Consider the following 25,960-nt stretch of genomic DNA (forward strand, 5'->3'; position numbering starts at 1 on the left):
CACTCCGACGAGGGCTACCGGCCGCGCGCGACTCTAGCGATTTGCAGGACGAGTGCCATCTTTTCATGGAACCGCCCTAGTTCTTCCCGAACCAGGTCTGGAGGAAGACCTTGACGGCGGGATGTTCCGAGGCGCGGAGCTGCTCGGGCGGTCCGTGCTCGACGATGACGCCCTTGGACAAGAAGGCGATCTGATCGGCCACGTTGAAGGCGGACGCGATGTCGTGGCTGATGACCACGCTGGTCACGCCCAGCTCGCGCTGCGCCGCGAGGATCATCTCGTCCACGTAGTCCGTGGTGATGGGGTCCAAGCCGGTGGTGGGCTCGTCATAGAGCACCACCTTGGGGTCCAACACGATGGCGCGCGCCAGGCCCACGCGCTTGCGCATGCCGCCCGACAGGTCCGCGGGGAACTTCTGCTCCGCCTCGCGCTTGAGCCCCATCAGGTCGAGCTTCGCCCGGACCTTCTCGCGGATCTGCTCCTCTGGCAGCCGGGTGTGCTCGCGGAGCGGAAAGGCGACGTTCTCGTACACCGTCATCGAGTCGAAGAGCGCGGCGGCCTGGAACACCATGCCGAACTTGCGGCGCACGCGCTGCAGCTCTTCCACGCCCACCGGGACGATGTCCTCACCGTCGATGATGACCTGCCCGCTGTCCGGCTTGAGCAGGCCGATCATGTGCTTCATCAGCACCGTCTTGCCGGAGCCCGAGCCGCCCAGGATGACGCACGTGGAGCCGGCGGGAACGGTGAGATTGATGCCGGTGAGCACGCGGTGCTCACCGAAGGTCTTGTGCAGGTCCACGATGTCGATCATCGGCTTCGCGGACGCGGTGGAGTTCGAGTCGGACATCAGTGCATCAGTACGCCGACGATGAAGTCGAGGATGAAGATGGACAGCGCGCTGGACACCATGGCCTCGGTGGTGGCCTGGCCCACGCCCTTGGCGCCACCCGACGCATTGTAGCCCTTGTAGCAGCAGATCAGCGCCACGGAGAGGCCGAAGATGGCGCCCTTGATGATGCCCTCCCACACGTCCATCGGGTCCATCCACTGGCGGGTGCGCGAGATGAACGTGCCGGCGGAGATGCCCTTGACGACCACGGAGACCACGTAAGCGCCGCCCATGCCGGCCGTGTTGAAGAGCATGGTGAGCGCCGGGGTCATGAAGAGTCCGGCCTGGATGCGGGGCACGAGCAGGTACTGCACCGGGTTGACGGCCATGGTCTCCAGCGCGTCCACCTGCTCCGTGACGCGCATGGTGCCCAGCTCGGTGCACATGGCCGAGCCGGCGCGCATGGTGATCATCAGCGCGGAGAACACCGGGGCCAGCTCGCGGGTGAGCGTGAGCGCCACCGTGGGGCCCACCAGGCTCTCGGCGTCGAATAGCTCGAAGGCGGTGGAGGACTGGAACGCGAACACCATGCCCGTGAAGAGGCCGGTGAGCGCGACGATGAAGATGGAACCCACCCCCACGAAGTCGAGCTGCGCGAACAGGTTCTGGAGGCGCAGGGGGCGACGCAGGCTCCAGCGGACCACGTCGACGAGCAGAGACATCACCCCGCCGATGTTGCTCACGAAGCCGATCAGGCCCTGCCCCACGCCTTCCACGGACTGCACGAGGATGCTGGGGCCGCGCTGGGGCTTGCTGGGGGTATCGATGCTCATGCGGTTCGGTTGCCTACTCTACGTCCCTGGGGCCCTGGCACAAGGGATGTCCACGAAAGGAAGCCCCGCCCAGCGGAGCGGGCAGGCAACCGGGGCGACGTCGCCTTCACGGCAGCTGGAGCAAGAGGCGGTGCGATCTGACTTCCTCCCTGTGGAGTGAAGCGTTTATGTTCCGCGGCCCTTTTCCTTCACTCCCGACTTGCCCTCCTGGGGCGTCGGGCCCGAGCGACACAAACCGATGGCTACTCTAAAGGTCGGCGGCGAGGTGGATGCCCAGTGCACCCGCTGCAAACTCTCCCTCGCGCACACCATCCTCGCGATGGTGGGGACGAAGATCGCACGCGTGCGGTGCAACACGTGCGGCGGAGATCACGCATACCGAGGCGCCCCAGGCGCCACGGACCGCCCGTCCAGCAGCACCACCAGCTCCACCCGGGCGCCGCGCGCGTCCTCCTCTTCATCCTCCACCCCCAAGTCGGAGAAGGTCGTCATCTCCTTCGAGGAGCAGCTGGCGGGCAAGGACATCGCCAACGCGCCCCGCTACAGCCCCAAGGACACCTACAAGGTGGATCAGGTCATCCAGCACCCGACGTTTGGCGTGGGTCTGGTGACGGCCGTGCGGGGTGACAAGGTGGACATCACCTTCAAGGCGGACACGAAGACGCTCGTGCACGGCCGCGGCGGCGCCCCCGCCGAGAAGCCCACCTTCAGCCCGCCCACGTCTCGGCCTTCGGGGCCGGCGGACAAGCCCGTTCCCGTCGCGAGCGAGACCTCGGCCCCCGCCGAGGATTGACCCGGAGCCGGTGGGGCGGTGAAGTCTCGCGGACGTCCTCTTCCATGCGTCCGTCGCTCCTCGCCCCGCTGCTCGCGCTCCTCGCCTCCGCCGCCGCGGCGGCGCCGCCCACGGTCAGCGCCAAGCCCGCGCGCGTAATCCTGGGGCAGGAGTCGGAAGTCTGGCTGGAGGTTCGCGTCCCCGAGGGCGCGGGCCCCCTGCGCGCCGCGGCTTCCTTGGGTTCCTTCGAGCAGTCCCGACTCGAAGGGGGCTCGGTGAGGCGCTTCCGCTGGAAGCCCCCGAGCCAGCGCCACCCCGCCGAGGCCGTGCTCGTCTTCTGGCGCGAGGACGAACCCCTCCCCGAGCCGGCGCTCTTCCGCCTCCCGCTGTGGGGGCGCCTCACCCTGGACATCTCCACCGCCTCGGGCGCCGAGGTCATCGTCGAGGTGGGCTCACAGCGCTTCGGCCCCGTGCGCGCCGACGCCAAGGGGCGCGCCCAGGTGCCTGTCGAGGTGCCTCCGGGAGTCAGCGAAGCGCGCGTGCTCGCGACGCGGGGAACGCTGCGCACCGATCGACTCACCCCGCTGGAGGTGCCTCGCGAGTCCTCACTCGTCGTGGCGCTCACGCCAGAGCCCCTGCCCGCCTTTGAGGGCGGCTGGCTCCTCGTGGCCCGGAGCGACGCCCCCGCGCTCCCGGAGGCGCTGGTCGTCTCGCCCAAGGGCGCGACGCTCGACTCGGGCGAGCGATGGGGCGAGGTCGTTCGCTATCGCGTCCGCCCGTCCGACTCGGTGTCGGAGGTCTCGGTCGGAGTGCGGCGCTCGGTCAAGGGCATGCCCGAGTCCCGCGCGCACGCCTCCGTGCGAGCCTTCGGAGTGAGCAGCGCCCCTGCCGAACCGTCTCACGTGCGCACGTGGAGACCCTCGGTCTACTTGCTCAGCGGCGCCGCGCTCGCTCGGGGCGCGAACGCAGGGCCCATGCTGGCGTTGGGCGCAACGTTGCCTGTCAGGCATGGGCTGGACGCGGAGCTTGAAGTGGGCCTGCGCCATGCCACCCTCGAAGCCTTGGATGAGCGCCGCGAGGATGTCAGCTCCCGCGTCCTGGGGGTCCCCGTGCTGGCGTCCATGCGTGTCACCCTTTTGCAGCAAGAGTCCTTCTCTCTACACGGCCGTGCAGGTGTGGGAGTGATGCCTTTCCGCCACCGGCTCAGTTCGAGCGCCTTCCAGACGGAGCTCGATGAGAGCAAGCTGGGCGCCATGGCCTTCCTCAGCGCACAGGGGGCATATCGGCTCGGGCGCTTCAGCGCGCTGGTGGAGCTGCGGGGCGCGTGGGCGCCCGCGCGCACCTCGGCGCTGAACGCGCAGCTCGGAGGCGCGGGGCTCGCGGTGGGCATGAGGTTCACACCATGAGCCGCGCCGGTGCCCTGCTCGCCCTCCTCCTCTTGTGCGCGTGTGGCAGCAGCAACGCGCCGCTGCCCGCGCCGGAGATTCTCTCGCTCGTCCCCAACTCGCAGCGCACCAACGAGAAGGGAGAGCTCACGGTGTCATTCGACGCCGTCTACGCCGTGCGCGTGGACTACGGCCGTGAGCAGGTCAGCTTCGAGCAGGTGGTGAGCGGGCGCGTGTGGGTGGGCGGCATCGAGGCACGCGTCGTGCGATTCGACGCGGCGGGCACGGTCGTCGTCACCGTCCCCGAGGAGCTTGGCCCCGGTGAGTACGAGGTGAAGCTCGTGCTCGCGGATGGACGAGAAGCGGTGGCGCCGCAGGTCTTCGCCATCCGAACGCCGGGCGAGTCGGATCCTCCCGCGAAGGACCATCCAGATGCGGGCGCCGTGGATGCAGGCCCCGCCTCCGATGCCGGTGCGCAGGAGGACGACCCGTCGCGCCCGTTGGCCCGAGGCGATGTGACGGGCTACGTCTTCACCAGCGTGGACAGCGTGCAGTACCGCAACGAGTCCTTCACCATCACCGTGGAGGCACAGGGCCCGCGCGCCGCGGAGTTCAATGACTGGGTCCTGCTCGTCAGCACGCGCGGCACGGTGACGCCGAGCCTCATCGGCCCGTTCACGCAGGGCCGCTGCACGCAGCGCGTCTCGGTGGACGTGAACGGCGGCAACGTGAAGCTCATCGCGTTCGACTACTTCGGCGCGCGCGGTGCTTCCAATGGCTTCCAGGTACGGCACCGCCACTGAGCGCGTCTCAACCCGCGCGACGCAGCAACACCAGCGCCTGGGCCATGTCCTGCGCGAGCGGAGCCTCCACCGCCCGAGCCGCCACGCCAGGGAGCTCCGGCCACTCCACCCGCGCGGCATGGAGCGGCGTTCGCGCGAGGACCACGTCGCCACCCTCCCCTCCCAGGTCCGTGGAAGTGAGGGGCTCGTCGCGCCCGTACTGGTGATCCACCAACAGGGGATGCCCTTGCGAGAGCAAGTGGACGCGAATCTGGTGCGTCCTGCCCGTCAGGGGCTCGGCCTCGACGAATGAAGCGCGCGCGAACGTCTCCACGGGCCGGATGCGCGTGCGCGAGGGCTTCCCTTCAGGCTCTTCCGGACGCGCCACCCGCATGCGGCCCTTGCGTCCGGCGATGAGCGGCGCGTCCACCATGCGCGGTGACTCGACGCGCCCCTCCACCAGCGCCACGTAGCGCTTGCGCACCTTGCCGGACTCGAAGGCCTGAGACAGCGCGCGATGCACGCCCGCATCCAGCGCGAACACGAGCGCGCCCGAGGTGTCCCGATCCAACCGGTGCACCACGAAGACCTTGCGACCGAGGCGGCCCTCCAGCGACTCACGCAGGGAGGGACCGCCGTCACGCCCGGGGATGACGACGACTCCCGCGGGCTTGTCCACCACGAGCACCCCGCCGCCCTCGAAGAGGATGCGGACCTCGGTCACTCGTACTCCGACGCGGACACCACCGTGATGGGGCCAAGTCCTTCGAGGAGCGGTTTGACCTCGGCGGCCTTGCCCAGCACGACGATGAGGGGCGCCTCCGCGAAGCAGTACTTCCGCGCCGCGGCGGCCACCTGCTGCGGCGTCACCGCGCGCAACCGGTCCCGGAACTTCTCCACCCAGTCGTCTCCCAATCCGTACATCCGGATGTCGCAGATGATCGACGCGATGGACTCGTTCGTCTCGGTGCGCAGCGGATACAGGCCCGCCAGGTAGTTCTGGCCGTCCTGCAGCTCGCGGGGCTTGAGTCCCTTCTGCCGCACGCCCCCGACCTCCGCGAGCGCCACGTCGATGATCTCGCGCGTGGACGCGGTCTTCGTGAAGGTCGTCACCGCGAACGTGCCACCCGCGTTCATCGGATCGAACCAGGAGCTGACGCCGTAGGTGAGGCCGCGATTGACGCGGATCTCGTTCATCAGGCGCGAGGTGAAGCCACCGCCCAGCGCGATGTTCATCGCCGTGGCGGAGAAGTAGTCCGGGTGGCCCATCCGGAAGCCCGGGCCGCCCACGCGCACCTGTGACTGCGTCTGATCCGGCTTGTCCACCAGCAGGACCTGGCCCGCGCGGGCAATGCCCTCCATGGGGGGCACGACGGGCGCGGAGTCCGGCCCTCCGGTCCAGTCCGCGAAGGCCTTCTGCGCCTCGGCGGCCACCGTCTCGGGGACGAGCGCGCCCACCACCACGAGCATCGCGACCTGGGGGCCCAGGTGTTCGCGGTGGAAGCGGACGACGTCATCCCGGGTGAACGTGCCCACGCTTCGCGCGGATCCGCCCACGTCGTGCCCGTAGGGGTGGTCCCCCCAGAGCGCCTGGGAGAACGCGCGGTCGGCGATGACGGACGGATCATCCAGGTCGTTGGCGAACTGGGCCAGGGCGCGGTCGCGCGCGTCGTCCACCTCCGACTGAGGGAACGAGGGCTCGCGAACAATCTGGCCGAGGACCTCCATCATCGCGGAGAAGTGCTCGGCGGGCGTGGTGACGTAGACCGAGAACGAGTCCTCGCTGACGCCCGTGGAGACACTGGCGCCGACGAACTCGATGGCCTCGTCGAGCGCATCCGCGCTCATCCGCGCGGTGCCCCGACGCAGCAAGCGGGCAGTGAAGTCCGCGAGTCCCGCCTTGCCCACCGGATCCACCGCGCTGCCCGCGCGCATCACCAGCCGCATCGACACGAGCGGCAGAGGCCCACGCTCGGCCGCGATGACCTTCAGGCCGCTGGACGTGGTGCTCTCGTGCAGCGAGGGCAGCTTGAGCACGCCGGTGGTGGCCTGACGCGTGGCCTGCCTCGGCGCGGCCTTGCGAGCCGGGGCCTTCTTCGCGGCGGCGCGAGTCTGGCGCGAGGGCGTGGAGGCCCCACGCCGCGCGACCTTCGCGGCCTTCCGGGCGGGCTTCTTCGAGGAGGCGGTCTTTGGGGAGGCCATGCGCGGGGACTTTCCTTGGGTTGGGCGGCTCACGCGTCGTCCCCGGCCTCTGGGACGAGCGTCACCACGGAGCGGCGCTCGGGCGCGAAGTACTTCGCGGCGGCGGCCTTCACCTGCTCGTTGGTCACGGACGCGTAGTACGACGGCAGGGCCAGGCCCTCGCGCCAGTCGCCCAGCAGCGCCTCATAGTGTCCGAGCGCGTGCCCGCGACCGCTGTTCGTGGCCAGCTCGCGCACGTGGTCCGAGCGCAGGTTGTTCTTCGCCTTCTGCAGCTCGCGCTCACTGACGCCCTCGCGTGCCAGCCGCTCGAGCTCCGCGTAGAGCAGGCCCTCGACCCTGGCGGGGTCCGAGTCCGGCTTCAGCTCCAGATAGAAGAGGATGGTGCCCGGATCGATGCGCCAGCTCCAATCGAGCATCACCGATACGGCTTCCTTCTTCTCGTAGACGAGCGACTTCACGAGCCGGCTGCCCTCGCCCTTGGTGAGGACGTACTGGGCCACGTCCAGCACGCGCGTGTCCCCGTCGCGCGCGGACGGGCCATGGAAGCCGATCATCACGGACGGAGACTGCGCGGGATGGTGCACGACGGCACGGCGCTCGCCCTTCTGCGCGGGCTCCGCGTTGAGCACGGGCGCCGGCGCGGGGCCGCGGGGGATGTCGCCGTAGTAGCGGCGCACGAGCGCCAGCGTCTTCTTCGGATCAATGTCCCCGACGATGTAGAGCACCGCGTTGTTGGGGGCGTAGTACGTGCGGAAGTACGCCTCGCAGTCCTGACGCGTGATCGCCTCGATGTCCGCCATCCAGCCGATGACGGGCCAGCGGTACGCGTGCGCCTTGTAGACGAGCGTGCCCAGCTCCTCGTCCATCATCCCCGGGATGTCGTTGTCCACGCGAACGCGGCGCTCTTCCATGACGACCTGCCGCTCGCTGGCGAGCGTGGTGTCGGAGATGCGCAGCGAGCGCATGCGATCCGACTCCAGGTCGAGGACCGTCTCCAGCGCGTCCGCGGAGAAGTCGTCGTAGTACACCGTCATGTCATTGGACGTGTACGCGTTCGAGCGACCGCCGTTGGACTCCAGCGTCTTGTCGAACATCTTGGGGCCGTACTTCTTGGCCCCGTTGAACATCATGTGCTCGAACAGGTGGCTGATGCCGGTGATGCCGGGCCGCTCGTTGCGGCTGCCCACCTGGAAGAAGGTGTAGAGGCTGACCACCGGGGCCTGATGGTTCGCCAGCAGGCGGACCTTGAGGCCGTTGGGCAGCGTTGCCTCATGCACATCGAAGAGGGACTGGAGAGCGGGGTCCACCGCGCGCGCGGCAGGGGACCGCGGGGATGCCTTGGGCATAGGCCCCCACCGTATACACGCCGTGTCTAGAGATCCACGGCTCCGACACGCAGGGCCATCACCACGGCCTCCACATGGGAGTTGACGCCCATCTTCCGGTAGATATGCGACAGGTGCGTGCGCACCGTCCGCCGCTCCATCGTCATCACCTGCCCCACCTCGGCGTTCGACAACCCCTTGGCCACGAAGCGCAGCACCTCGAACTCCTTGGGCGTCAGGCCCCAGGGGTTCTCGGGCCTGGCCTCCGTGGGCTTCGCCTGGACGGAGTGGAAGTAGTTCCAGAACTTCCGCGCGATGATGGGCTCCAGCACGGTGCCGCCCTCCATCACCTCCTGGATGCCCGAGCGAATCTTCTCCGGGCCCACGCGCTTGACGAGGTAGCCCGAGGCACCCGCCTGGATGGCCTCGTAGACCTTCTGCTCGTCCTCGAACGACGTGAGGATGAGGATCTCCACCTCGGGCGCGCGGCGCTTCACCTTCTGGGTGACCTGGATGCCGTGCAGGCCGGGCAGCTCCAGGTCCAGCAACACGAGCTGCGGGCGCTCGCGGACGATGTCCTCCACGGCCTGCTCGCCGTCTTGCGACGTGCCCACGACCTCCAGCTCCGCAAAGGTGCCCAGCACCTTCACCAGGTTCTTCAAGAGCTGCGGCTGATCCTCGACGACGAAGATGCGGGTGCGTTCCATGGTCATCGCCTCGGGGCCTGGAAGTGCTCCTCCAGCTTCTGGTGCTGCCCGCGCGTGAAGCGCAGATCGAACGACTTGTCCTCGCCCGTGCCGTTGGCCACCACGCGGATGTGCCGCGAGCCCACCTTCACCGGATAGCGGACCAACGGCGTGCGCCGGTTGAGACGAACGCCATCGACGTACACGGTGGCGGGCACGTTGGTGTGCAGGGACAGGTAGCCGCGCTGCGAGCGCGTCGCGGCGTCCTCGGCTTCACCTCCATCATCCTCCGCGGGGAGCGGCACGGCGGCGGGCGGGGTCGCGGTGATGGGGCGCAGGGCGCTCGGGTTGCGAAACTCTCCGTCCGGAGGATTGGGCGGCGCGGGCGTGGGCGCGCGGCGAATCATGGGCGGACGCTCGTCCAACGCACTGCCACCCGAGGGCGTGCGGTTGCTCATGCGCCACGCGCCGATCGCGACGACGCAGGCGCCAATCATGGAAGCGGAGAGCACGAACACGCGCAGGCGCGCCCGCCGCTCCGCGGCCCGAGCCATCGCGAACTCCTCCGTGGCCAGGCGCTTGCCCACGATGGGGTTGGAGACGCTGGACGGCGGAGGCAGCGCGATGTCGCTGCGGGCCTTTGCATCGGCGCCACGCGGCGGTCCCGCCCGGGCCGCGGCGAGGGCCGCCGCGCGCCGACTGAAGATGGACGGCTCGTCGTCATCCTCGGGAGGCAGCGGCTCCGCGAAGTCCTCGATGACCTTGACGCGCGGATTGCGCTGCGCGGGCCTGGCGGAGACAGCGCCGGCGGCGCCATGGTGCGGGCGGCGCGACTTCGCGGGCGCGGCACCGGGCGGAGCTTCCCACGCCTGGGCAATGGCCTCGGGACTCTCGAAGGCGGTCCCCTCCCCCTCCGCCACGGGCGCCGTGGCCGCGTGGGTCAGCGAGCCGATGGGCGCGTCTTCTTGCGGCTCGAAGTCCTGGGGGCGGTACTCCTCGAACATCGGGGACGCCTCCTGGGTCTCGGCGACGGCCTCCATGTCGGTGAGGGAGCGGCTGTAGGGCGCGCGCTGGACGACGGAGGCCTCCAGCTCCTCGGCGTGCAGGGACTCCACCTCGGCGCCGGAGACGGGCAGGAGCGTGAAATCGTCCGAGAACGGCACGGGCCCCAGCGTGGCCACGCTCACCTCGTTGGGGAACAGCTCGCCGACGAACCGGCGGACATCCTCCGGGCCAGGCATTCCGCCGCTCGCGGACAGGAAGTTGCGGAGCGCGCCGGCGAACTCCCCGCACGAGCGGAACCGGCGCTGCGGCGTTGGATCCAGCGCGCGCATGATGATGGGATCCATGCGCGCGTTGAGGCGGCGATCCAACCGACTGGGCGGCGGCAGTGACTCGCGGCGCGTGCTCACCCCGCTGCCCGGCACCACGGCCTCGCGCAGGGTGAGCAGCTCATACGCCACGGCGCCCAGCGAGTAGATGTCCGACTGCGCGGAGGGCGCCTCTCCACGAGACACCTCCAGCGCGCGGTACGCGCTGCGCCCCCGGTTCGCGAAGCTCTTCTTGAGCTGCGGCACGGCGAGCAAGGCCTTCAGCGCGCCGAAGTCACAGACGGCCGGGAGGCCCTCGCGCGACAGCAGCAGGTTGCCCGGGGTGAGCGCGCCGTGGATGACCCCGGCCTCGTGCGCGAGCTGCACCGCATCCAGGAGCTGGATGACGATGTGCAGTGCCACGGGCGTGGGCAGCAGCACCTCCTTCGTGTTGAGGCGCTGGAGCGCGACGCCCAGCGTGGCGCCGTCCACATCCTGGCGCACCACCGCGAGCCGCTGCTTCACGAAGCCCATGTCCAGCACGTGCAGGATGCCGGGATGGCGCACCGGCAGCAGCGCGCGCGTGGTGTCCGCGAGATCCCTCGCGTAGGCGGGATCCGACGTCTTGGGATGGAACAGCTTCACCGAGACTTCGCCCGAGGGCAGCTGGAGGGCGTCGTACAGCTCCGCGAGGTCGCCGGACTCGACGCGGCCCACGAGACGGTAGGAGGCGCTCATGACTTCTTTCGCGAGGGCTGGCGCCGGCGCACGGCGGCGAAGACGAACCCGCACCACACACACGACTCTCCGCGTCGGCCCCGAGGGAGCTCCAAGGTGCAACCCGGGCACCGAGGCCTGGCGCGATCCACCGCGGCAGGCTTCAAGGTCGCGGTGCGCGAGGCGGTGGTCGCGCGCGTGACGGGACGTGGGGCGGCGGCCCGGAGTCGGGCCTCGAGGCGACGCACCCGGTCCTCGAGCGCGGCGATCCGAGCGGACAAGCGCGCATGGACCTCCTCGGCGGGCACCGAGGTCTGGCGTCGGACAGGGGAGCGCATCTTAGGTTCGAGAGCGTGCCATGCTCCCTCCGAGGCCGGCAAGGAGACGTCGCGCGCATCGGGCCGCGTGTTATGTCTAGCGATCCCGTGTCACCGACCCGCCCTCTCGCGAACCCCATCCCTGGCGGACCCTCCGAGGATCCGCTGCACGGCAGCTTCCGCTCCTCCTTGAGCCGCGACCGCGCCGAGGACGCCGCGCGCCGGGCCCAGGAGCTTCTCACCGATGAAGGGCTCGGCCGCCTGCTGACCACGCCGCGCGAGCGACGGGAGGTGGTGCCGCGCGCGCGGGAGATCTTCGTCAACCGCAACCTGCGCATGTCCAGCATCGAGCTTGTCGGCTTCGACATGGACTACACGCTGGCCATCTACCACATGCGCCGGCTGGAGCAGCTCTCGTATGACATGACGTTGGCGAAGCTGATGACCGAGTACGGCTATCCGCCCGTCATCGGCCACCTGCTCTACGATCATCACTTCGTCATGCGCGGGCTCGCCGTGGACCGCGTCAACGGGAACATCCTGAAGATGGACCGGTTTGGCCACGTGGGTCGGGCCTACCACGGGCTGCGTCCGCTCCAGCCGTCCGTCTGGCGCGAGCTGTACCGCTACAAGCGCGTGCGGCTGCGCAACCCCCAGTTCGCCTGGAACGACACGCTGTTCGCGCTGCCGGAGACGTACCTCTACTCGGGCATCATCGAACTGCTGGAGTCGCTCGGCCAACGCGTCGACTACGGGAAGCTCTACGACGACATCCGCGAGGCCATCGACACGGTCCACCGCGACAACTCGCTCAAGCGCGAGGTGCGCAAGGACCTGGGGCGCTACGTCTTCCTGGATCCGGAGTTGGGGCCCGCGCTGCACAAGCTCCGCTCGGGCGGCAAGCGGCTGTTCCTGCTGACGAACTCCGCGTGGGACTACACGGACGCGGTGATGCGCTACCTGCTGGAAGGGCAGCTCCCCGAGTACCCAAGCTGGCGCAACTACTTCGACTTCGTCGTGACGAGCGCGCGCAAGCCCTCGTTCTTCACCGAGGGCAAGCCGTTCCTGGAGCTGGACACGTCCACCGAGGAGGGGCGCCCCTTGCGCGAGGCCACGAGCCTGGAGCGTGGCGCGGTCTACTCGGGCGGAAACCTGGCGCAGTTCGAGGACTTCACCGGGCACCGGGGTGAGAACATCCTCTACGTGGGCGACCACATCTATGGCGACATCCTCAAGTCCAAGAAGTCGTCGCTGTGGCGCACGTGCATGGTCGTCCAGGAGATCGAGGACGAGATTTCCTACACAGACTCGCGACAGGCGGAGATCAACACGCTGTCCGAAGTCGAGGTCACCCGCGCGCGCCTGGACGACGAGGTGAGCCACCACAAGTCGCGGCTGAACGTCCTGGAGCGCAAGCTGGAGCGCGAGGGGCTGGAGGGCGACGCGCGAGCGAGCGTGGAGGAGGAGCGCCGCGCAACCAAGGCCGAGTTGGAGAAGCTGCGCCGCGCCCTGAAGTCCTCCACGGAGATCGCGGACACCCTGGAGCGCGACGTCGAAGAGGGCTTCAATCCGTACTGGGGGTTGCTCTTCAAGGAGGGCAACGAGAACAGCCGGTTCGGCTATCAGGTGGAGCAGTACGCGTGTCTCTACACGAGCCGCGTGTCGAACTTCCTGCACCACTCGCCCATCCAGTACTACCGCTCGCCGCGCGACCAGATGGCACATGAGCGGGCCGGCGCGCTGTCCAGCAAGATGTCCCCGCTGGGGAGCGAAGGCCCGCCCAAGGGCTCGGGCCGGGAGTAGGCCGGGCGCTCAGCGCGCGGCCACGCGCCCCCAGATGACGTCCGTGTAGCGGGAGCCGGGCTCGGGCGTGAGCCCCAGCTTCTGCAGGTCATCCGAGTGCTTGGCCCCCTTCACCACCACCCACCGCCGCGCGACGCGCCTCCCCTCCTCCAGGGCTTCTGGCGTCAGCGGCGAGTGGTCCGCGAACCGGCGGAGCACCTCGAACGCGGGCTGGGCCTTCTTCGGCTTCGCGAACATCGGGTCGAAGAACACGACATCGAACGCGCCCGACGGCTGGGTCTTCAAGTACGCGTGGGCATCCACGTTCTGCACGTCGATGGCGCACGAGTCGTCGCCACGCGGATAGCGCCGAAGCCCTTCCCCCGCGACGACGCACAAGGCCGGACTCTTCTCCAGGCCCACCACCCGGCCCGTGGGCCCCACCGCGAGCGACGCCATCAGCGCGTCCTGCCCGAGCCCCAAGGTGCAGTCCAACACCGAATCACCGGGGCGAAGCTCGGCCGAGCGCACGAAGGCATCGTCCCGCGCACCCTCGCGAAAGCGCATGCGCCGCAGGTGCGCCATGCCGGCATGGAAGCCGAAGGTGCCCTCTGGCTCCCACAGCGTCACGCCGTCGCCGCCTACCACGAGGAGCGCCGCCGCCTTCGTGCCCAGCCACGGCGCGATGCCCTCCTTGGGCTTGCGGGGCAGGAACGGAAGGCCCCAGCGACGGGCCACGGCGCGCGCATCGCGCTCCAGCTCCGCGTCCTTCTTCGCGCTGGTGGTGACCGCCAGGGGAATCACGCGCGGACCGCCACGAAGGAGCTCACGACTCCACGGCCTGGAGCTTCCGACCGCCCTGCATCTGCGCGACGGTGACGGACTGGTTCCGGCCGTTGCGCTTCGAGTGGTAGAGGCACTGGTCCGCCAGGTCGATGAGCTGCTGCTTCTCCAGGCCGTTGTCGGGGAACGTGGACACGCCCAGCGACATCGTGACCTTGAGGGGGCCCATCTCGGTCTGGAAGACCTCGGCCATGACGGCCTCGCGGATGCGCTCGGCGATGGCCTTGGCGCCCGGCACGTCCGTCTCCGGCATGATGAGGACGAACTCCTCACCGCCGTAGCGCGCCACCACGTCCGTGTCCCGCGCCATCGACTTGATGATGCGCGCCACGCCCTTGAGCACGAGGTCGCCCGTCGGGTGGCCGTAGGTGTCGTTGACGCTCTTGAAGTGGTCCACGTCCGTGAGGACGATGGAGCACTTGCGCTGGTAGCGCCGCGCCTGCGCGAGGATCTCATCCGCCCGCGACTGGAAGGTGCGGTGGTTGAGCAGCCCGGTGAGACCGTCCGTCGTGGCCATCCGCTCCATCTGCTCGTAGAGCTGGGCCCGCAGCACGGCCTGCGCGGCCTGGATGGCGATGACCTCGATCATCCGCAGGACGTCCTGCTCGAAGACGGACTTCTTGCGCGAGCCCGCAACCAGCGTGCCCAGGATGCGGTCGCCCGCCACCAGCGGGAAGATCTTCAGCGCGCCGAGCCCGCGGATCTGCGTCTCGTCATCGAAGATGACCTGGCGGTCCATCGCCTTGATGTCGCGGCCCGGCAGCGGCGCGCCGTAGCGCACCACGTTGGCCACGAGCCCGTTGTTGTCCACGAACGTGCGGCCTTCCAGCGCCTTGCCCTGCGCCGTCACGCCGGTCATCCGGGCCACGCGGTGCACCCGCTTGCCGTCTTGCTCGGACACCAGCGTCACCGCGCAGAAGTCGAGGCCCGCGAGCTGCCGCGTGCTCTCCAACACCGCCACGAACACCTGATCCGGGCTGCCCGCGCGGTTCAGCTCCTCGATGGCGCGGAAGAACCGGTCCTTCTCGTCGCGCGTCTTGCGGATGTAGCTCATCACCCGCTCGACCTCGATGGACCGCAGCACCTCGCCCGCGATGGTCGCCAGCAGCTTCTCGTCCTGATCGCTGAACGGCTCGTTGCTCAGCTTGTCCGCCACGAGCACGCCGCGCACCAGCCCGCTGCCCTCCAGGATGGGGACCGCGAGCAGCGCCTGCACCGAGGGGCCGCCGCTCTCGTAGTAGGTGACGCCCTTGAGGCCCTGGGGCGAGTTCATCCGCACCGGCGCCCGGCGCTTGAGCACGCCGCCGATGACGCCCTCGCCCGCGTTGAACTTCTCGCGGTGCACGCGCTCGGAGCCCGAGCGGCAATCGTAGAGCTTCAGGCTCCGGTCATCGGAGGTCAGGAGGAACGCGGCGCACGTGTGCGTGCGCAGGCTCGTCTCGGCGATCTCCAGGGCGGCCTGAACCGCGCCCTCAATCTCCTTCACCGAGGCGACGAGCCACTTCTCGTCCGAGTTCATCCCGCTGAAGCTGTCCTGCGTCCCGGAGCTCACCAGGCGAAACGTGCGCGCGCGCTCCTCGACCTCGCGGATGCGCTTCTGCACCGCGTCGTTCTCGGCCCGGCGGGACACCGCGATGCGCGCCGCGAGCACCAGGTGATAGAGGCCCGCGAACAGCGCGAGGAACGTCGCGTGCGTGGCGAAGCCCATGAGGTTGGGCACCGGCCCGGCCAGCGTCACCACCAGCCCGTCGAACACCAGCGCCACGCCCAGCAGCGTCAACCCGGCGTTGCGCGGCAGGAACGCCACCAGGAACGCCATCAGCAGATAGACGATGGGGAACAGCTCGGCGCCGCCGATGGCCACGACGATGAAGGCCGCGGAGATGAGGCCACCGCCCAGCTCCAGGTCGTCGCGCAAGTCGATGACCGCGCCCACCGCGCCGCGCATCGCCCGGCGCCACGCGGCCATCGCGATTCCCACGAGGAGCACGCCCACCAGCGCGGCCTCGGTCCACCCCAGCGTCTGGAGGCCGCGGAAGCCTCCGCGCGCCAGGTGGACGAAGGTGGCCAGCGCGGCCGCCACCGGAATCGTCCGCACGAGTTGACGCAGCAGCTTTCCAGGCGAGGGCACCGCGGGAAGCGAGGTCATGGCGACTCCAGGTGGAAGACGATCTCGCCCGGCTTCACATAGCCGAGCTCCTCGCGCACGGCCCGCTCCAACGCGACGGGGTCCTTGCGCAGGGCGTTGATCTCCTGCTTGAGGACCTCGTTCTGCGCGGCCAGGGTCCGGTTGCGCTCCCGCAACGACTCGACGTCCTGACGCAGGGACAGGTAACGACGGAAGCCCTTGGCATCCGCCACCGAGGCGAGGCTCAAGGCCACCGCCACCATCGCCGCCACCGCCAGGAGTTTCCGCCGCGCCGTCATGAACGCTGGCGAAGGTACCAGCGGTCCCCTCACCCGCAAGAAAACCGCTCCAGCCCTGTAGCAACCTGGGAGTGCGCGGACGCTCAGTCCTGGCGCAGCAGCTTCTCAATGGCCTTGGCAACCTCGGCCTGGCCCTCGATGCCCTGCCACGCGGCCACCGCCCTGCCCCGCTTGTCGAGCAGCACCGTGCTGGGCAGGGCCCGGATGGGGCCGTAGGCCGTCTGCCCGGCGCGCATGTACGCATCCGAGACGAGCACCGGGTAGTTCAGCGCGTAGTGGTCCGCGAACGGCACCAGGACCTTGGCCTCCTCGATGTCCATGCCCACCGCCACCACCTGGAAGCCCTGCGGCCCGTACTGCTTTTGCAGCGCCTCCAGCGTGGGCATGTCCGCCAGGCACGGGAAGCACCAGGTCGCGAAGAAGGAGACCAGGACGACCTTGCCGGACAGGTTGCGGTAGTCGTACCGGGTGGGTCCCACGGAGGGCAGGGCCAGGGCCTGGAGGAAGGCCGGCCCCGCGTCCACGGGCTTCGCGCGCAGGTGACACGCCGTCAGCAGCAGCCCGGCCAGGGCACACGCCAGCGCGCGCCGCATGACCGTCATGCCTCCGTCTTCGGGCCCAGGCCCCCGCTCTGGCAGTTGCGGCACAGGCCGTACAGCTCCATCTTGTGCGACGTCACCGAGAAGCCGTGCTTGCGCGCCACCGCGTCCTGCATCGCCTCGATGCGGTCGTTCTCGAACTCGACGATCGTCCCGCAGCGCGTGCAGATGAGGTGATCGTGGTGCTCGCGTCCCGCCGCGGCCTCGTAGCGCGTCTGGCCGTCCCCGAAGTTGCGCGCGTGGGCCAGCCCGCACTCGTTGAGCAGCTTCATGGTCCGGTAGACGGTGGCCACCGAGACCTTGGCGTCCTGCTCCCGGACCTTGTTCCACAGCTCCTCGACGGACAGGTGGCCCCCCACCGAGAAGAACGTGTCGATGATGAGGCTGCGCTGGCGGGTGCTCTTCAGGCCATGCTGGGCCATGTAGCGGGCCAGCACCTCGTCCTTGTTCTCGTCGTGTCCGGGGTGAGTGTGAGTCATGGTCATCTGCGAGCCTTCAATCGCCCCACGGGTGCCAGCGTGCATCGAGCCTCCTCGGGGAGCGGCCGGGCGCCCCCCGACCGACGGCCCCCCTTGTAACGACGTGCCGTGCTCCGCGCGAGGGGGGACCTTTCATGGAAGGATGCCCCAGACGCCGAAGGAAATGGCGACCCGGAGTGTTGTACGCAGGATGTCATCCCCCGGTCGCCGGGGGGCCATGCGGCCGGCGCGACCGGTCGCAAGAACGTCCGCAAGCCCCCGCCGAGGGCTTGCGCGGTCCGCTGGCTGTTTAAGTTGAGGTTGGACTGGCTCATTGACACCTGTCTGGCGGCGAAGATAGAGGCAACCGCCCTCGTAAACGAGCAATTTTCCGCTACTTTCCATGACCAGTCCCTGGCAGAGAAGACGACAGCCCGATGATGTCCCCACCCCCGTGGCTGTCGCCGTGTCGGACTATTGCCGACGCGCGAAGGCCCCGGCTCCCGCGGCCGATGTCCGCGAGGCGCTTGCCCTCCTGGCAGACGAGGATGACTTCCGCGTCCGCGCGTTGACCGACGTCGACCCGGAGATGACCCCGTTGGGGCCCTTCGCCGTGGTGGACATCCTCCGAGGCACCGCCGCGGGAGTGGCCGCTCAGCGACAGACCTGCGGCTACTACGACGTCGTCCAGGAACTGGCGCGCGTGCGCGAGGAGAAGACGCCTCCCCCCACCCCGGCCCCCCAGGCGCCCACCTTCGCGATTCCGGCCCCCCGGCCCGTGCCCGCGGGCGATCCCGACGAGGCGGCGCGCAAGCCCGAGCCGTCGGTCGCGGATCGGATCGCGCCGCGCAAGCGCATCGCGCCGGAGCCCGAGGCCGTCGCGGCCCTGGATGAGGAGGCGAGCGAGAGCGCCTTCCCCAAGAAGGATCTGCCCCGTCCGCGCGGGCGCTTCACCCGCGTGGAGGCCCCGCGCATCGCGTTCTTCGAGCTGACGCGCATGGAGGGCAAGGCCCTCCTGGAGGAGGCCATCGCGGCCGCGGAGCACCGCTTCTCGCTCCTGAAGACGCTCTCCCACCGGTTCAACGGCTCGCGCGGCGAGCTGACCCAGGTGGACATGGAGAACGTCCTCCGGGACCACGGCCTGATGGCCTCCCTGGAGGCCAAGGAGAAGGGCAACCTCATCGAGGCCTACTCCACGCACCGAGGCGCCTCGGGGCGCGTGGCCTGGGCGCTCGGGTTGAGCCCGCATGAGCTGCAGCGGCTGACGGCCGCGCTGCTGCTGACGGAGGAAGTGGAGATGGTGCGCGAGCGCTTCCGGCGCGAGGCCCTGTCGACCTCTTCCCACCTCACCCAGCGGTTGGACCTGCTCGGCCGGGACAAGTACCTGGTCGACCTGGGCATCAAGAAGCGCTTCACCGACACGCTCCGCAAGGAGCTGGAGCGGCTGGTGCGCGATCAGCTGCCCGACGCGACGGATCTCCACTCGCTCGCCGAGGCCGTGGGCCGCAAGCATGGCGCCCCGGGCGAGCTGGTCACCCGCGCCTTCGAGCGCCTGGGCATGAGTGAGTCGCTGCGCAAGCAGCTCTCGCCCGGCACTCCCCACTCTTCGCCCTGACGAGGACGCAACATGCCCATCTACGAGTACTCCTGCCAGAGCTGTGGAAAGACCATTGATGTGCTGCAGAAGATCTCGGATCCGACTCCCGAGGCCTGCACCGCGTGTGGCGCCGCCGGCTCGCTGAGCCGAGTGGTCAGCCGCTCCAGCTTCGTGCTCAAGGGCGGCGGCTGGTACGCCGACCTGTACGGCTCCACCAAGAAGGACGGGGGCTCCTCCTCGTCGTCTTCGTCCTCCTCGTCTTCGGCGTCCACGTCGACGAGCAGCACCAGCGGTGGCGGCGATTCGAGCAGCAGCGCGTCGTCCTCGACGGCCGCGGCCGCTCCCGCGGCGACGTCCTCCACGCCCAAGACGTAGACATCTGGACCTCCGTGCAGGGCCTGGCGGAAAACTCGCGAGGCCCCGCGGAGGGCCTCAGACTGGGGGCGTGCCCTTCCCGCCCTCCAGTCGCCCCCCTCGCCACTGCGCGCTGTGCGGTCACCCGGAGCTGACGGACGCTCGGGGGCTCGGTCGCTTCCTCCTCGTGCCGGACCTCCAGGGCCGAGGCCCCGTCTGCCCTCCGCAGCGGGGCTGCCGAGGCAAGCCGGCCGCCTCCACGGCGACACTGACGCACGCGGCGCGGTGAGCTAAAGCAGACCTCACGCGCTCCCTTGTCCTCGCGCGGAGGTGCCATGCCGACAGCTCGCTCCTTTCGACTCTCTCTCCTCGCCCTCGCGATGCTCCTGGGAACGGGCTGCGCGTCGTACACGCGGATGTCCCCCGAGGATCGCTCGGCGTTGGAGCACCGCCTCACGGGCGTGGACGCGGAGCAGTACCTGCGCGTCTCCAGCTACGTCACGCCCTTCTTCGGCGATGCGTCCCGGCGCCTGCTGACGCCCTACTCCCCCGAGGACGTGGAGTTCCTCAACGACACCCAGGGCAAGCCCATCTCGCCGGGCCCCATCCAGGCCACGGTGCCTGCCGGGGCGCGCGTGCGCATCACCCAGGTCGAGTTCCCCACGGCATGGGTCGTCACGGAGCGCGTCCTGTACTCGCCGCGCACGTGGCCCTGGGTGTATCTGGAGGTGGAGGGCGCCCCCAAGGGTCCGCCGCTCGTCCTGGTGCTGCCGCCGCAGCTCGACAAGCCGGAGGACTTCCGCGCCGAGTTGGAGAAGTACCTCTCCCCGCGCTCCCTGAAGCCGGAGCTGGAGGCCCTGCCGGCGCTGGTGAGGGACGCGGTGCGAGAGAAGCGGCTCGTCGCGGCCATGCCCGCGGATGCGGTGCGCATGGCCTGGGGCCCGCCCGAGACGGTGCGTCGCTCCATGGAGGGAGCCGCGCGCCTCGAGGCGTGGACGTGGCCCACCCAGCGTCGCGTGGCGAACCTCTCCGACGGCCGACTGGTGCGTGCCGAGGAGGCGGGGAAGTCGCTGCTGCCGTGACGGCCTAGCGGCGGCGCTGCTGGCGGCGCTTGCCGCCTCCGGACTTGCGCGCGGCCTGGGCCTCGCCTGGGCGCGTGAGGCGGGGCAGTTCTCCGGCCATCACCGGCCAGTACTCGCCCTTGAGCAACTCCTGGACGAGCTGCGCCTGGGTCTGGATGTCGCGCTTGAAGAACGTGGCGCCGCGGCCGACCTCGTCCAGGGAGCCGCGCGCGTCGCTGCCGCCCACGCAGGGCAGCTTGAGGGCGTCCGCGGCCTCGACGGCGAGGTCGTTGGCGGTCTGCTTCACCTTGGCGTTGTAGCCCTCCACCGCGCTCAGCACGTTGAGCGTGCGGATGAAGTCCATGGCGGGGTTGGGGCTGTCGCGATCATACGGCCGCGCCGCGACGATGGCGGCCCCCAGGGACTTCACCTTCGGCAGGCACTCGGCGGCGCTCCAGGGCTTCTCGCGGTTGCTGCCCCACATCTGCACGGGCTCGGGTGCCAGCTCCGGCTTCGGGAAGAAGCACAGGTACTGGCCGCGGTCCGTCACCAGCTCCAACCCGACGAAGACCTTGAGCTTCGACCTGGCGGCCATGTCGAACAGCTCGTCGCATCCGTCCTGGGTGTTCGTCTCGGTGAACGCCACCCCATCCAGTCCGAACAGCGCCGCTCGCTCCAGCACGGCGCGCGGATCCAACTCGCAACCCTTGGACAGGTGGGAATGGGCGTGCAGGTCGATGAGCATGGGCGCCGCTCCCTAACAGGCTCCCTGGGAGCTGTCGAGCCTGCCGCGTGCGCGCTGCCCGAGGCTCAGGCGAAGGCGTAGGCCTGGAAGGAGCCCTGCTTGGCCTGGGTGTTCTTCTCCTCGTAGGTGCGGATGAGGTAGCCCATCAGCATCAGCGAGGAAGTGTTCTCCAGCACGCGGGCCGGGTCCTTGGAGATGAGGTTGGCGCTGTAGTTCAGGAAGAACTGGGCCAGCTCCTCCCCTGCCTCCTTGACGATCAGGGCATTGAGCGCGCCCGGGTCCATCGTCCGGATGGTGTTGATGAAATCCACCGCCAGGTCCTTCTTGGTCTTCACGTCCACGGCCTTCCCCCTTCGCCCCCGCCCCCGCGCGGTGCGTCCGTGCGCCGCGCTGCCCCACCCGAACCGGGTACGACTGGGAAAATCTAGGCACGCCCGGCGCCCTGCACACCCCCGCCCCGGGCCGCCCCCCGCCTTCACGTTCCAGGAAGCCGGCTTTTTGACACCTGTGAACGGCGTGTGCGATAAGCCTCGGTCAGCCTTTTCTCACCACCGCACAAGGAGTGGCAGGCGATGTTCACGGGCGTGAAGGTGTTCTCTGCCACCAAGGCCAAGGAGCGGGAGGAGCTGGGTGAGAACGTCACCCGTTGGCTCAAGAGCAACGCGGATCTGGAGATCGTGGACCGCGTCGTGTGCCAGTCCTCCGACAACGAGTTCCACTGCTACACGATGGTGCTCTTCTACAAGCACGCGAAGGGCCAGCAGCAGCCGTAGTCCTCGCCGGGCGCACGTCCGGGCCCGGCCCCCCATCAGTGCCCACGCCCCATCATCATCTGCGCCCATGAGAGCTGCGCCTTCACCCACCCCCGCTTCGGGTGGTTCGCGGGCGCGAGGTTCAGGAACCGCCGATAGTGGCGTGTTCCCTCCTCCAGGTTCTTGAGTTGGCAGTGAGTGAGTCCCAGCAGGAGCTGGCACTCCGCGTTGTCCGGGGCCTTCTGCGCGCAGTCCTTCGCCACGGAGTTCGCTAGCGAGTACTCCTTCGCGCGGACGAGGTCGCGCCCCTCGTTGATCAGCTGTTGGATCTCCGTAGGGACGGGCCCCTCTCCCCTCCCCCGATTCACGCTCGCCTTGTCCGCCCCTGGGGTGACCTTCTCCACGTGCAGCAGCAGGGTCCCCTTGTTGTCGGCGGGGTCATCATCGATGACGCCGCAGCGAAGCGCTCTCACGCCCGTGATGTCACCCGCGATCCCCTCGTGAAGCAGGAGGGTGTGCGGCTTCGGTTCAGGCCTGGCGAGTGACTCCTCCGCGCGCGGTGGCGCTTCCAGGCAGGCCACCACCTGCGTCGCCCCTTTGCCGCGGCCCTCGGTGAACGCGCCGCTCCCTTCTGACTCGAACTTGAGACGGAAGGTCCCACTGACCGAGAGGCCCTCGAGCGACAGGGCGCCGTGGTGCGTCACATTCATCCAATTGGGCTGCACCCGAAGCTGTGCCTTGCGGTGGGTCTCGGTGTTCAGGACGTTGACGTTCCGGTCCTTGGCGAGCTTGGGCGGGGTCAGGCTCATCGACCAGCTGGGCTCCTTCTTGGGAGGGCGGTCGAACTCGGGCGCGAGGGTGAAGACGTACAACATGGAGGCGCCATGGATTTCGGTGGGCAGTGGGGAGAGTTCCCCCACCGCGTCCTCCGCGGACACGCGGGGGCCCTTCAGGAAGTAGATGAGCGGTGACGACTCCGTGGCCCGTGAGGAGTCCGACGCAGCCTCCGACAGCAGATAGTGCGTGTCCGCGTTGAGGACCATGACGGCGGCCTTCGCCGCGGACACGAGGAGCACGTGGCGCTGCGCATCCAGGCGGATGCTGTTCGCAGGCCACGTCAGCGTGTCTGGCTCCTCGACTTTCGGGGGAGGCGCGCTGCGCGCCGTGACATTCACAGGAGTCGCTGTTGGTCCGGCGGCTGCGACCGGCGCCACGTTTCCGGCCAGAAGGAGCGCGCGCGGATCGGGGGCGGGCGCCGGCGCGATGGGCCGAGGCTCCTCTGGTCGCGTCTCGGCGGGCGGCGCGGCGGACTCACGCGCCCCCGAGAAGACCCCCGCCATCCCCAGCAGGAAGACCAGGGACAGGCCGGTCCCCAGCCAGATCCACCGCCACTGCGCAGGCTCGATGGAATGGGGCGCCGCGGAGAGAGAGGCCGTGTCGGGGAGAGGCAGCGCGCCGAGCGCACGCGCCTCCTCCCGCGCCGTGGTGGGACGCGCGGACGGAGGCTCGAGAGGGAGCGGCTTCGGTGGCGCGGAGGCGCGCCAGAGCGACAGCTCCTCCTCGAACGAAGGGGGGACCTTGGTGTCGCGGCCCAACGCGGAGAGGTCCTCGCGAAAGAGCATCCGCAGCAGATGGGCCAGGTGCATCGCCGAGAAGCGCGGCGCGGCGGAGTAGAGGAACCCGGCCAGCGCATCCGCGAACTCATGGCACGACGGGTATCGCTGCTCCCAGTCCACGGACAGCGCGCGCATCAAGATGCGCTCCAGTGCCACGGGCAGATCCGGACGCAGCTGTCGGGGACGCGGAAACTGCCCCTCCATCAAGCGGGGCATCACCAGGTACTCCGGCCCGGCGAGCGGCAACTTGCCACACAGCATTTCATAGAGGACCACGCCCGTGGCCCACACATCGGTGCGCCCGTCCACGTCTTCGCCGCGCGCCTGCTCGGGCGAGAAGAACAGGTACTTGCCCTTCACCACGCCGGGCGCGGTGTTCGCCGAACTCAGCGAGCGCGCCTTCGCGATGCCGAAGTCGACGATCTTCACCTGCCCTTCGAAGCTGACGATGACGTTGTCGGGAGAGATGTCGCGGTGGACGATGCCCAGCGGCGCGCCGTTCTCCGCCGTTCGCGTGTGCGCGTAGTGCAAGCCTCGGCACATCTCCATCGCGATGAAGGTCGCGATGGGCGCGGGAATGGCGGTCAGCCCTGAGTGGAACGCGCGCTTGAGGATGCGATTGAGCGGCTGGCCATCCACGAACTCCATGGCCAGGAAGTACTCGCCATCCACCTCACCGAAGTCGAAGACCTGCGCGATGTTGCCGTGCGAGAGCGTCGCGGAGATGCGCGCCTCGCTGATGAACATGGAGGTGAATGCGTCGTCGGAGGCGTACTCCTGAAGCACCTTCTTGATCAGCACCGACTTGGTGACGCCCGCGGCCCCCATCAATCGGGCTTGCCAGGTCTCGGCCATACCCCCACGGCCGATCCGCGACACCAGCTCGTACCGGCCAAACCGATCCCGCTCCGTGCTTGCCATTCCTCGGGACGATAGCGGCTTGTCCGGAGACATCCGAGCCTTTCAAGAAATTAGAGACATCCATGGCGAATCCGCCAATCCCGAGGCGTGCCCCGGGGGTGGCTGGAATGTCTGCCCGTCAACACTTCGGGCCGGTCGGGGCTGCCTGCTCCTCGCGTTCGTCCGGAACGAGGCGACGCGCCTCCCGGTCGGATTGTCTCCCACCCTCCCCCTCCCATCTTTCGCATGCACCGGAGGAGCGAGCGCCATGAGGTCGTCGGGGTGGATATTGCTGGTCGCCGTGGCCGTGGGAATGACAGGCGCGGCCTGCACGCGACAGGGATCAATCGCAGACGCCACGGGAGGGTCGCGAGGCGCGCGGCAAACGACGGCGCAGACCCTTCCCTGGGAGGAGTTGCTCGCGCCCGGCCGTGGCGGCGCCGCGGAGCTGGAGTTCCTGGGGACAGTCACGGCCACCGGTGGCTCGGGCTTCTCCGCGGAGGACATCGACGGCGTCGAGCGCCCCTTCGTCGTGGGCCCCAGCACGCGCTTCCTGCTCGATGGGCACCCCGTGCAGCTCTCACAGCTGCAACCGGGCGCCCAGGTCCACACGCTCTATGACGAGGAGCAGGGCGAGTGGCTCGCCGAGGAAGTGGAGATCTACCCCGGCACTCCCGCGACGGATCATCCCACCGCGGGGGCGAGTCAGTAGACGGCCAGCGACTGCGGCAGGTGATAGCTGACGATGGTGAGCACTGGGATGCCGGTGCCCTCCTCGTCATCGCTGGCGGCGCCCGCCATCAGGCGCATGCCATCGAAGCGAGCGAGGATGACGTAATCGCGACGCGGTTCCAGGAAGGGATCCGGCGCGGCCAGACGTCCCAGCGCCTCGCGCCCCGTCTCGTCGGAGAGGTTGTCGTAGCGCTTCACGCTGGCCGAGTGGCTGACCCGCTCACGCGTGGACAACGCACCGCCCAGGTGGCCGTCGCCCGTGAGCTCGCTCCGCCCGGCCACATCGCCGGACGTGGTGCGGTCCGAGTCCACGCGATAGCTGACGCCGAGGTCCTGGTTCGACGGCGCTGACTCCAACGCATGCTCGACCAGCCACACGGTGGGGCGCTCACCCTCTTCCCGTTGATCCGCGACCTGCGCGCGCAGCAGCACGTAGCGGCCCTTGTAGGTATCCGGGCGAGAGACCGCGGACGCGAGCGAGAAGATGGGGACCTTGTGGTCGCTGAGCGTCCGCAGCTCACCGTCCACTCCCCCGCCCCGCTGCGCCACGACGCGCGCGATGAGGTCGGCACCGTCCGGGCGCACGAGCAGCTCATCGGACCAGGGGCGCCCCAGCAGCACGGAGAGCTGCGTGAACGGCGTCAACTCGACACAGGCCTTGAGGGCGGCCCAGGCCTCATCAGGCGAGGTGGCCTGGAGGCGCCGCGCCGCGGCCTCGCACATGCCCGGGGTGGGAAAGCGGGCGACGAACGCTTTGGGATCGCTGACGGACGGAGCCGGCTCCGCGGGCGGCACCAGCGTGGGGAGTCGGTGCGACTCGGCGGGCGGAGGCGCCGACGCATCGGCGCGCAGCGCGTGGGTATGCGACGCGCTACACCCCAGCGTGAGGGCCCCCAGCGCGGCCAGGGCGGTTCTCGGGAAGCGGGACATCGT

At 69.3% G+C, this 25,960-nt stretch carries 25 protein-coding genes; 9 read left to right on the plus strand and 16 right to left on the minus strand.

Annotated features, from left to right (window positions below):
* Positions 1-76: 76 nt before the first annotated feature.
* Entirely contained in the window at positions 77-814 is a 738-nt protein-coding gene (locus KRR26_RS04265) for an ABC transporter ATP-binding protein (protein WP_120209565.1), read from the minus strand.
* 35 nt (positions 815-849) lie between these two features.
* Positions 850-1,665, minus strand: a complete 816-nt coding sequence (locus KRR26_RS04270) for an MlaE family ABC transporter permease (protein WP_120209477.1) — start codon at positions 1,663-1,665, stop codon at positions 850-852.
* Between the two features lie 238 nt (positions 1,666-1,903).
* On the opposite strand from KRR26_RS04270, the gene KRR26_RS04275 reads away from it, so the two are divergent.
* From KRR26_RS04275 to KRR26_RS04285, 3 genes are read left to right on the plus strand one after another with little or no spacing between them, the layout of a single operon-like run.
* Positions 1,904-2,458 carry a hypothetical protein gene (locus KRR26_RS04275; RefSeq protein ID WP_120209478.1) on the plus strand — a complete coding sequence of 185 codons (555 nt, stop codon included), beginning with the start codon at positions 1,904-1,906 and terminating at the stop codon, positions 2,456-2,458.
* 44 nt (positions 2,459-2,502) lie between these two features.
* Positions 2,503-3,843, plus strand: coding sequence for a hypothetical protein (locus tag KRR26_RS04280; RefSeq protein ID WP_217079174.1), 1,341 nt, complete (start codon positions 2,503-2,505; stop codon positions 3,841-3,843).
* A complete protein-coding gene (locus tag KRR26_RS04285; RefSeq protein WP_120209480.1) occupies positions 3,840-4,625 on the plus strand; it encodes a hypothetical protein in 786 nt (261 codons plus the stop codon). Before KRR26_RS04280 ends, KRR26_RS04285 begins: the two co-directional genes overlap by 4 nt.
* A gap of 7 nt (positions 4,626-4,632) precedes the next feature.
* Here the strand turns inward: KRR26_RS04285 and KRR26_RS04290 are convergent, their stop codons facing one another.
* The 5 genes from KRR26_RS04290 to KRR26_RS04310 are packed head-to-tail and all read right to left on the minus strand — an operon-like array spanning position 4,633 to position 10,865.
* Positions 4,633-5,328, minus strand: coding sequence for an RluA family pseudouridine synthase (locus tag KRR26_RS04290; protein ID WP_217079175.1), 696 nt, complete (start codon positions 5,326-5,328; stop codon positions 4,633-4,635).
* Positions 5,325-6,806 carry a M16 family metallopeptidase gene (locus KRR26_RS04295; protein WP_120209482.1) on the minus strand — a complete coding sequence of 494 codons (1,482 nt, stop codon included), beginning with the start codon at positions 6,804-6,806 and terminating at the stop codon, positions 5,325-5,327. The genes KRR26_RS04290 and KRR26_RS04295 overlap by 4 nt, the downstream gene beginning before the upstream one ends.
* A 29-nt stretch (positions 6,807-6,835) precedes the next feature.
* Positions 6,836-8,152 (minus strand): M16 family metallopeptidase, encoded by a 1,317-nt coding sequence (locus tag KRR26_RS04300; protein ID WP_217079176.1) that lies wholly within the window; start codon positions 8,150-8,152, stop codon positions 6,836-6,838.
* A 26-nt stretch (positions 8,153-8,178) separates the two neighbouring features.
* Positions 8,179-8,838, minus strand: coding sequence for a response regulator (locus tag KRR26_RS04305; protein ID WP_199723906.1), 660 nt, complete (start codon positions 8,836-8,838; stop codon positions 8,179-8,181).
* A 2-nt stretch (positions 8,839-8,840) separates the two neighbouring features.
* A complete protein-coding gene (locus KRR26_RS04310; protein ID WP_199723907.1) occupies positions 8,841-10,865 on the minus strand; it encodes a serine/threonine protein kinase in 2,025 nt (674 codons plus the stop codon).
* Positions 10,866-11,254: 389 nt separating this feature from the next.
* Here KRR26_RS04310 and KRR26_RS04315 point away from each other — a divergent pair, with 389 nt between their 5' ends.
* Positions 11,255-12,964, plus strand: a complete 1,710-nt coding sequence (locus KRR26_RS04315) for an HAD-IG family 5'-nucleotidase (RefSeq protein WP_120209487.1) — start codon at positions 11,255-11,257, stop codon at positions 12,962-12,964.
* Between the two features lie 9 nt (positions 12,965-12,973).
* On the opposite strand, the gene KRR26_RS04320 is transcribed toward KRR26_RS04315, so the two are convergent.
* The 5 genes from KRR26_RS04320 to KRR26_RS04340 form a co-directional block, all read right to left on the minus strand.
* Positions 12,974-13,747, minus strand: a complete 774-nt coding sequence (locus KRR26_RS04320) for a class I SAM-dependent methyltransferase (RefSeq protein WP_217079177.1) — start codon at positions 13,745-13,747, stop codon at positions 12,974-12,976.
* A gap of 22 nt (positions 13,748-13,769) precedes the next feature.
* Entirely contained in the window at positions 13,770-15,935 is a 2,166-nt protein-coding gene (locus KRR26_RS04325; protein WP_120209489.1) for a sensor domain-containing diguanylate cyclase, read from the minus strand.
* A complete protein-coding gene (locus KRR26_RS04330) occupies positions 15,932-16,213 on the minus strand; it encodes an FtsB family cell division protein (RefSeq protein ID WP_120209490.1) in 282 nt (93 codons plus the stop codon). The genes KRR26_RS04325 and KRR26_RS04330 overlap by 4 nt, the downstream gene beginning before the upstream one ends.
* 83 nt (positions 16,214-16,296) lie before the next feature.
* On the minus strand, positions 16,297-16,815 hold the full coding sequence (locus tag KRR26_RS04335; RefSeq protein ID WP_120209491.1) for a TlpA family protein disulfide reductase: 519 nt from the start codon (positions 16,813-16,815) through the stop codon (positions 16,297-16,299).
* The gene (locus KRR26_RS04340) at positions 16,812-17,291 is read right to left on the minus strand and encodes a Fur family transcriptional regulator (protein WP_199723908.1); all 480 of its coding nucleotides are present in this window, start codon (positions 17,289-17,291) and stop codon (positions 16,812-16,814) included. Before KRR26_RS04340 ends, KRR26_RS04335 begins: the two co-directional genes overlap by 4 nt.
* A gap of 433 nt (positions 17,292-17,724) precedes the next feature.
* Between KRR26_RS04340 and KRR26_RS04345 the strand changes: the two genes are divergently transcribed.
* From KRR26_RS04345 to KRR26_RS04355, 3 genes are all read left to right on the plus strand, one after another.
* Entirely contained in the window at positions 17,725-18,885 is a 1,161-nt protein-coding gene (locus tag KRR26_RS04345; RefSeq protein WP_233577389.1) for a hypothetical protein, read from the plus strand.
* Positions 18,886-18,897: 12 nt separating this feature from the next.
* Entirely contained in the window at positions 18,898-19,242 is a 345-nt protein-coding gene (locus KRR26_RS04350) for an FmdB family zinc ribbon protein (RefSeq protein ID WP_120209492.1), read from the plus strand.
* A gap of 314 nt (positions 19,243-19,556) precedes the next feature.
* Complete coding sequence (locus tag KRR26_RS04355; protein WP_217079178.1) at positions 19,557-20,303, plus strand: hypothetical protein; 747 nt, start codon at positions 19,557-19,559, stop codon at positions 20,301-20,303.
* A gap of 4 nt (positions 20,304-20,307) precedes the next feature.
* Here the strand turns inward: KRR26_RS04355 and KRR26_RS04360 are convergent, their stop codons facing one another.
* Positions 20,308-21,027 carry a PHP-associated domain-containing protein gene (locus KRR26_RS04360; RefSeq protein ID WP_120209495.1) on the minus strand — a complete coding sequence of 240 codons (720 nt, stop codon included), beginning with the start codon at positions 21,025-21,027 and terminating at the stop codon, positions 20,308-20,310.
* 65 nt (positions 21,028-21,092) lie between these two features.
* On the minus strand, positions 21,093-21,368 hold the full coding sequence (locus KRR26_RS04365; RefSeq protein ID WP_120209496.1) for a hypothetical protein: 276 nt from the start codon (positions 21,366-21,368) through the stop codon (positions 21,093-21,095).
* A gap of 231 nt (positions 21,369-21,599) precedes the next feature.
* On the opposite strand from KRR26_RS04365, the gene KRR26_RS04370 reads away from it, so the two are divergent.
* Positions 21,600-21,800 carry a hypothetical protein gene (locus KRR26_RS04370; RefSeq protein ID WP_120209497.1) on the plus strand — a complete coding sequence of 67 codons (201 nt, stop codon included), beginning with the start codon at positions 21,600-21,602 and terminating at the stop codon, positions 21,798-21,800.
* A gap of 35 nt (positions 21,801-21,835) precedes the next feature.
* On the opposite strand, the gene KRR26_RS37580 is transcribed toward KRR26_RS04370, so the two are convergent.
* Positions 21,836-24,316: a serine/threonine protein kinase gene (locus tag KRR26_RS37580; protein ID WP_217079179.1), complete on the minus strand. Its 2,481-nt coding sequence runs from the start codon at positions 24,314-24,316 to the stop codon at positions 21,836-21,838.
* Positions 24,317-24,563: 247 nt separating this feature from the next.
* On the opposite strand from KRR26_RS37580, the gene KRR26_RS04380 reads away from it, so the two are divergent.
* Positions 24,564-25,007, plus strand: a complete 444-nt coding sequence (locus KRR26_RS04380) for a hypothetical protein (protein ID WP_147423054.1) — start codon at positions 24,564-24,566, stop codon at positions 25,005-25,007.
* Here the strand turns inward: KRR26_RS04380 and KRR26_RS04385 are convergent.
* Complete coding sequence (locus KRR26_RS04385; RefSeq protein WP_120209500.1) at positions 25,001-25,957, minus strand: hypothetical protein; 957 nt, start codon at positions 25,955-25,957, stop codon at positions 25,001-25,003. The two genes, KRR26_RS04380 and KRR26_RS04385, sit on opposite strands and share 7 nt — an antisense overlap.
* Positions 25,958-25,960 lie beyond the last annotated feature (3 nt).

It is taken from the genome of Citreicoccus inhibens (assembly GCF_019039035.1).
Taxonomy (GTDB): domain Bacteria; phylum Myxococcota; class Myxococcia; order Myxococcales; family Myxococcaceae; genus Citreicoccus; species Citreicoccus inhibens.

Bases quoted from the DNA above. Each gene is read 5' to 3' on its own strand.
- KRR26_RS04265 (WP_120209565.1), bottom strand. From the start codon at position 814: ATGATCGACATCGTGGACCTGCACAAGACCTTCGGTGAGCACCGCGTG.
- KRR26_RS04270 (WP_120209477.1), bottom strand. From the start codon at position 1,665: ATGAGCATCGATACCCCCAGCAAGCCCCAGCGCGGCCCCAGCATCCTC.
- KRR26_RS04275 (WP_120209478.1), top strand. From the start codon at position 1,904: ATGGCTACTCTAAAGGTCGGCGGCGAGGTGGATGCCCAGTGCACCCGC.
- KRR26_RS04280 (WP_217079174.1), top strand. From the start codon at position 2,503: ATGCGTCCGTCGCTCCTCGCCCCGCTGCTCGCGCTCCTCGCCTCCGCC.
- KRR26_RS04285 (WP_120209480.1), top strand. From the start codon at position 3,840: ATGAGCCGCGCCGGTGCCCTGCTCGCCCTCCTCCTCTTGTGCGCGTGT.
- KRR26_RS04295 (WP_120209482.1), bottom strand. From the start codon at position 6,806: ATGGCCTCCCCAAAGACCGCCTCCTCGAAGAAGCCCGCCCGGAAGGCC.
- KRR26_RS04300 (WP_217079176.1), bottom strand. From the start codon at position 8,152: ATGCCCAAGGCATCCCCGCGGTCCCCTGCCGCGCGCGCGGTGGACCCC.
- KRR26_RS04305 (WP_199723906.1), bottom strand. From the start codon at position 8,838: ATGGAACGCACCCGCATCTTCGTCGTCGAGGATCAGCCGCAGCTCTTG.
- KRR26_RS04310 (WP_199723907.1), bottom strand. From the start codon at position 10,865: ATGAGCGCCTCCTACCGTCTCGTGGGCCGCGTCGAGTCCGGCGACCTC.
- KRR26_RS04315 (WP_120209487.1), top strand. From the start codon at position 11,255: ATGTCTAGCGATCCCGTGTCACCGACCCGCCCTCTCGCGAACCCCATC.
- KRR26_RS04325 (WP_120209489.1), bottom strand. From the start codon at position 15,935: ATGACCTCGCTTCCCGCGGTGCCCTCGCCTGGAAAGCTGCTGCGTCAA.
- KRR26_RS04330 (WP_120209490.1), bottom strand. From the start codon at position 16,213: ATGACGGCGCGGCGGAAACTCCTGGCGGTGGCGGCGATGGTGGCGGTG.
- KRR26_RS04335 (WP_120209491.1), bottom strand. From the start codon at position 16,815: ATGACGGTCATGCGGCGCGCGCTGGCGTGTGCCCTGGCCGGGCTGCTG.
- KRR26_RS04340 (WP_199723908.1), bottom strand. From the start codon at position 17,291: ATGACTCACACTCACCCCGGACACGACGAGAACAAGGACGAGGTGCTG.
- KRR26_RS04350 (WP_120209492.1), top strand. From the start codon at position 18,898: ATGCCCATCTACGAGTACTCCTGCCAGAGCTGTGGAAAGACCATTGAT.
- KRR26_RS04355 (WP_217079178.1), top strand. From the start codon at position 19,557: ATGCCGACAGCTCGCTCCTTTCGACTCTCTCTCCTCGCCCTCGCGATG.
- KRR26_RS04360 (WP_120209495.1), bottom strand. From the start codon at position 21,027: ATGCTCATCGACCTGCACGCCCATTCCCACCTGTCCAAGGGTTGCGAG.
- KRR26_RS04370 (WP_120209497.1), top strand. From the start codon at position 21,600: ATGTTCACGGGCGTGAAGGTGTTCTCTGCCACCAAGGCCAAGGAGCGG.
- KRR26_RS37580 (WP_217079179.1), bottom strand. From the start codon at position 24,316: ATGGCAAGCACGGAGCGGGATCGGTTTGGCCGGTACGAGCTGGTGTCG.
- KRR26_RS04380 (WP_147423054.1), top strand. From the start codon at position 24,564: ATGAGGTCGTCGGGGTGGATATTGCTGGTCGCCGTGGCCGTGGGAATG.
- KRR26_RS04385 (WP_120209500.1), bottom strand. From the start codon at position 25,957: ATGTCCCGCTTCCCGAGAACCGCCCTGGCCGCGCTGGGGGCCCTCACG.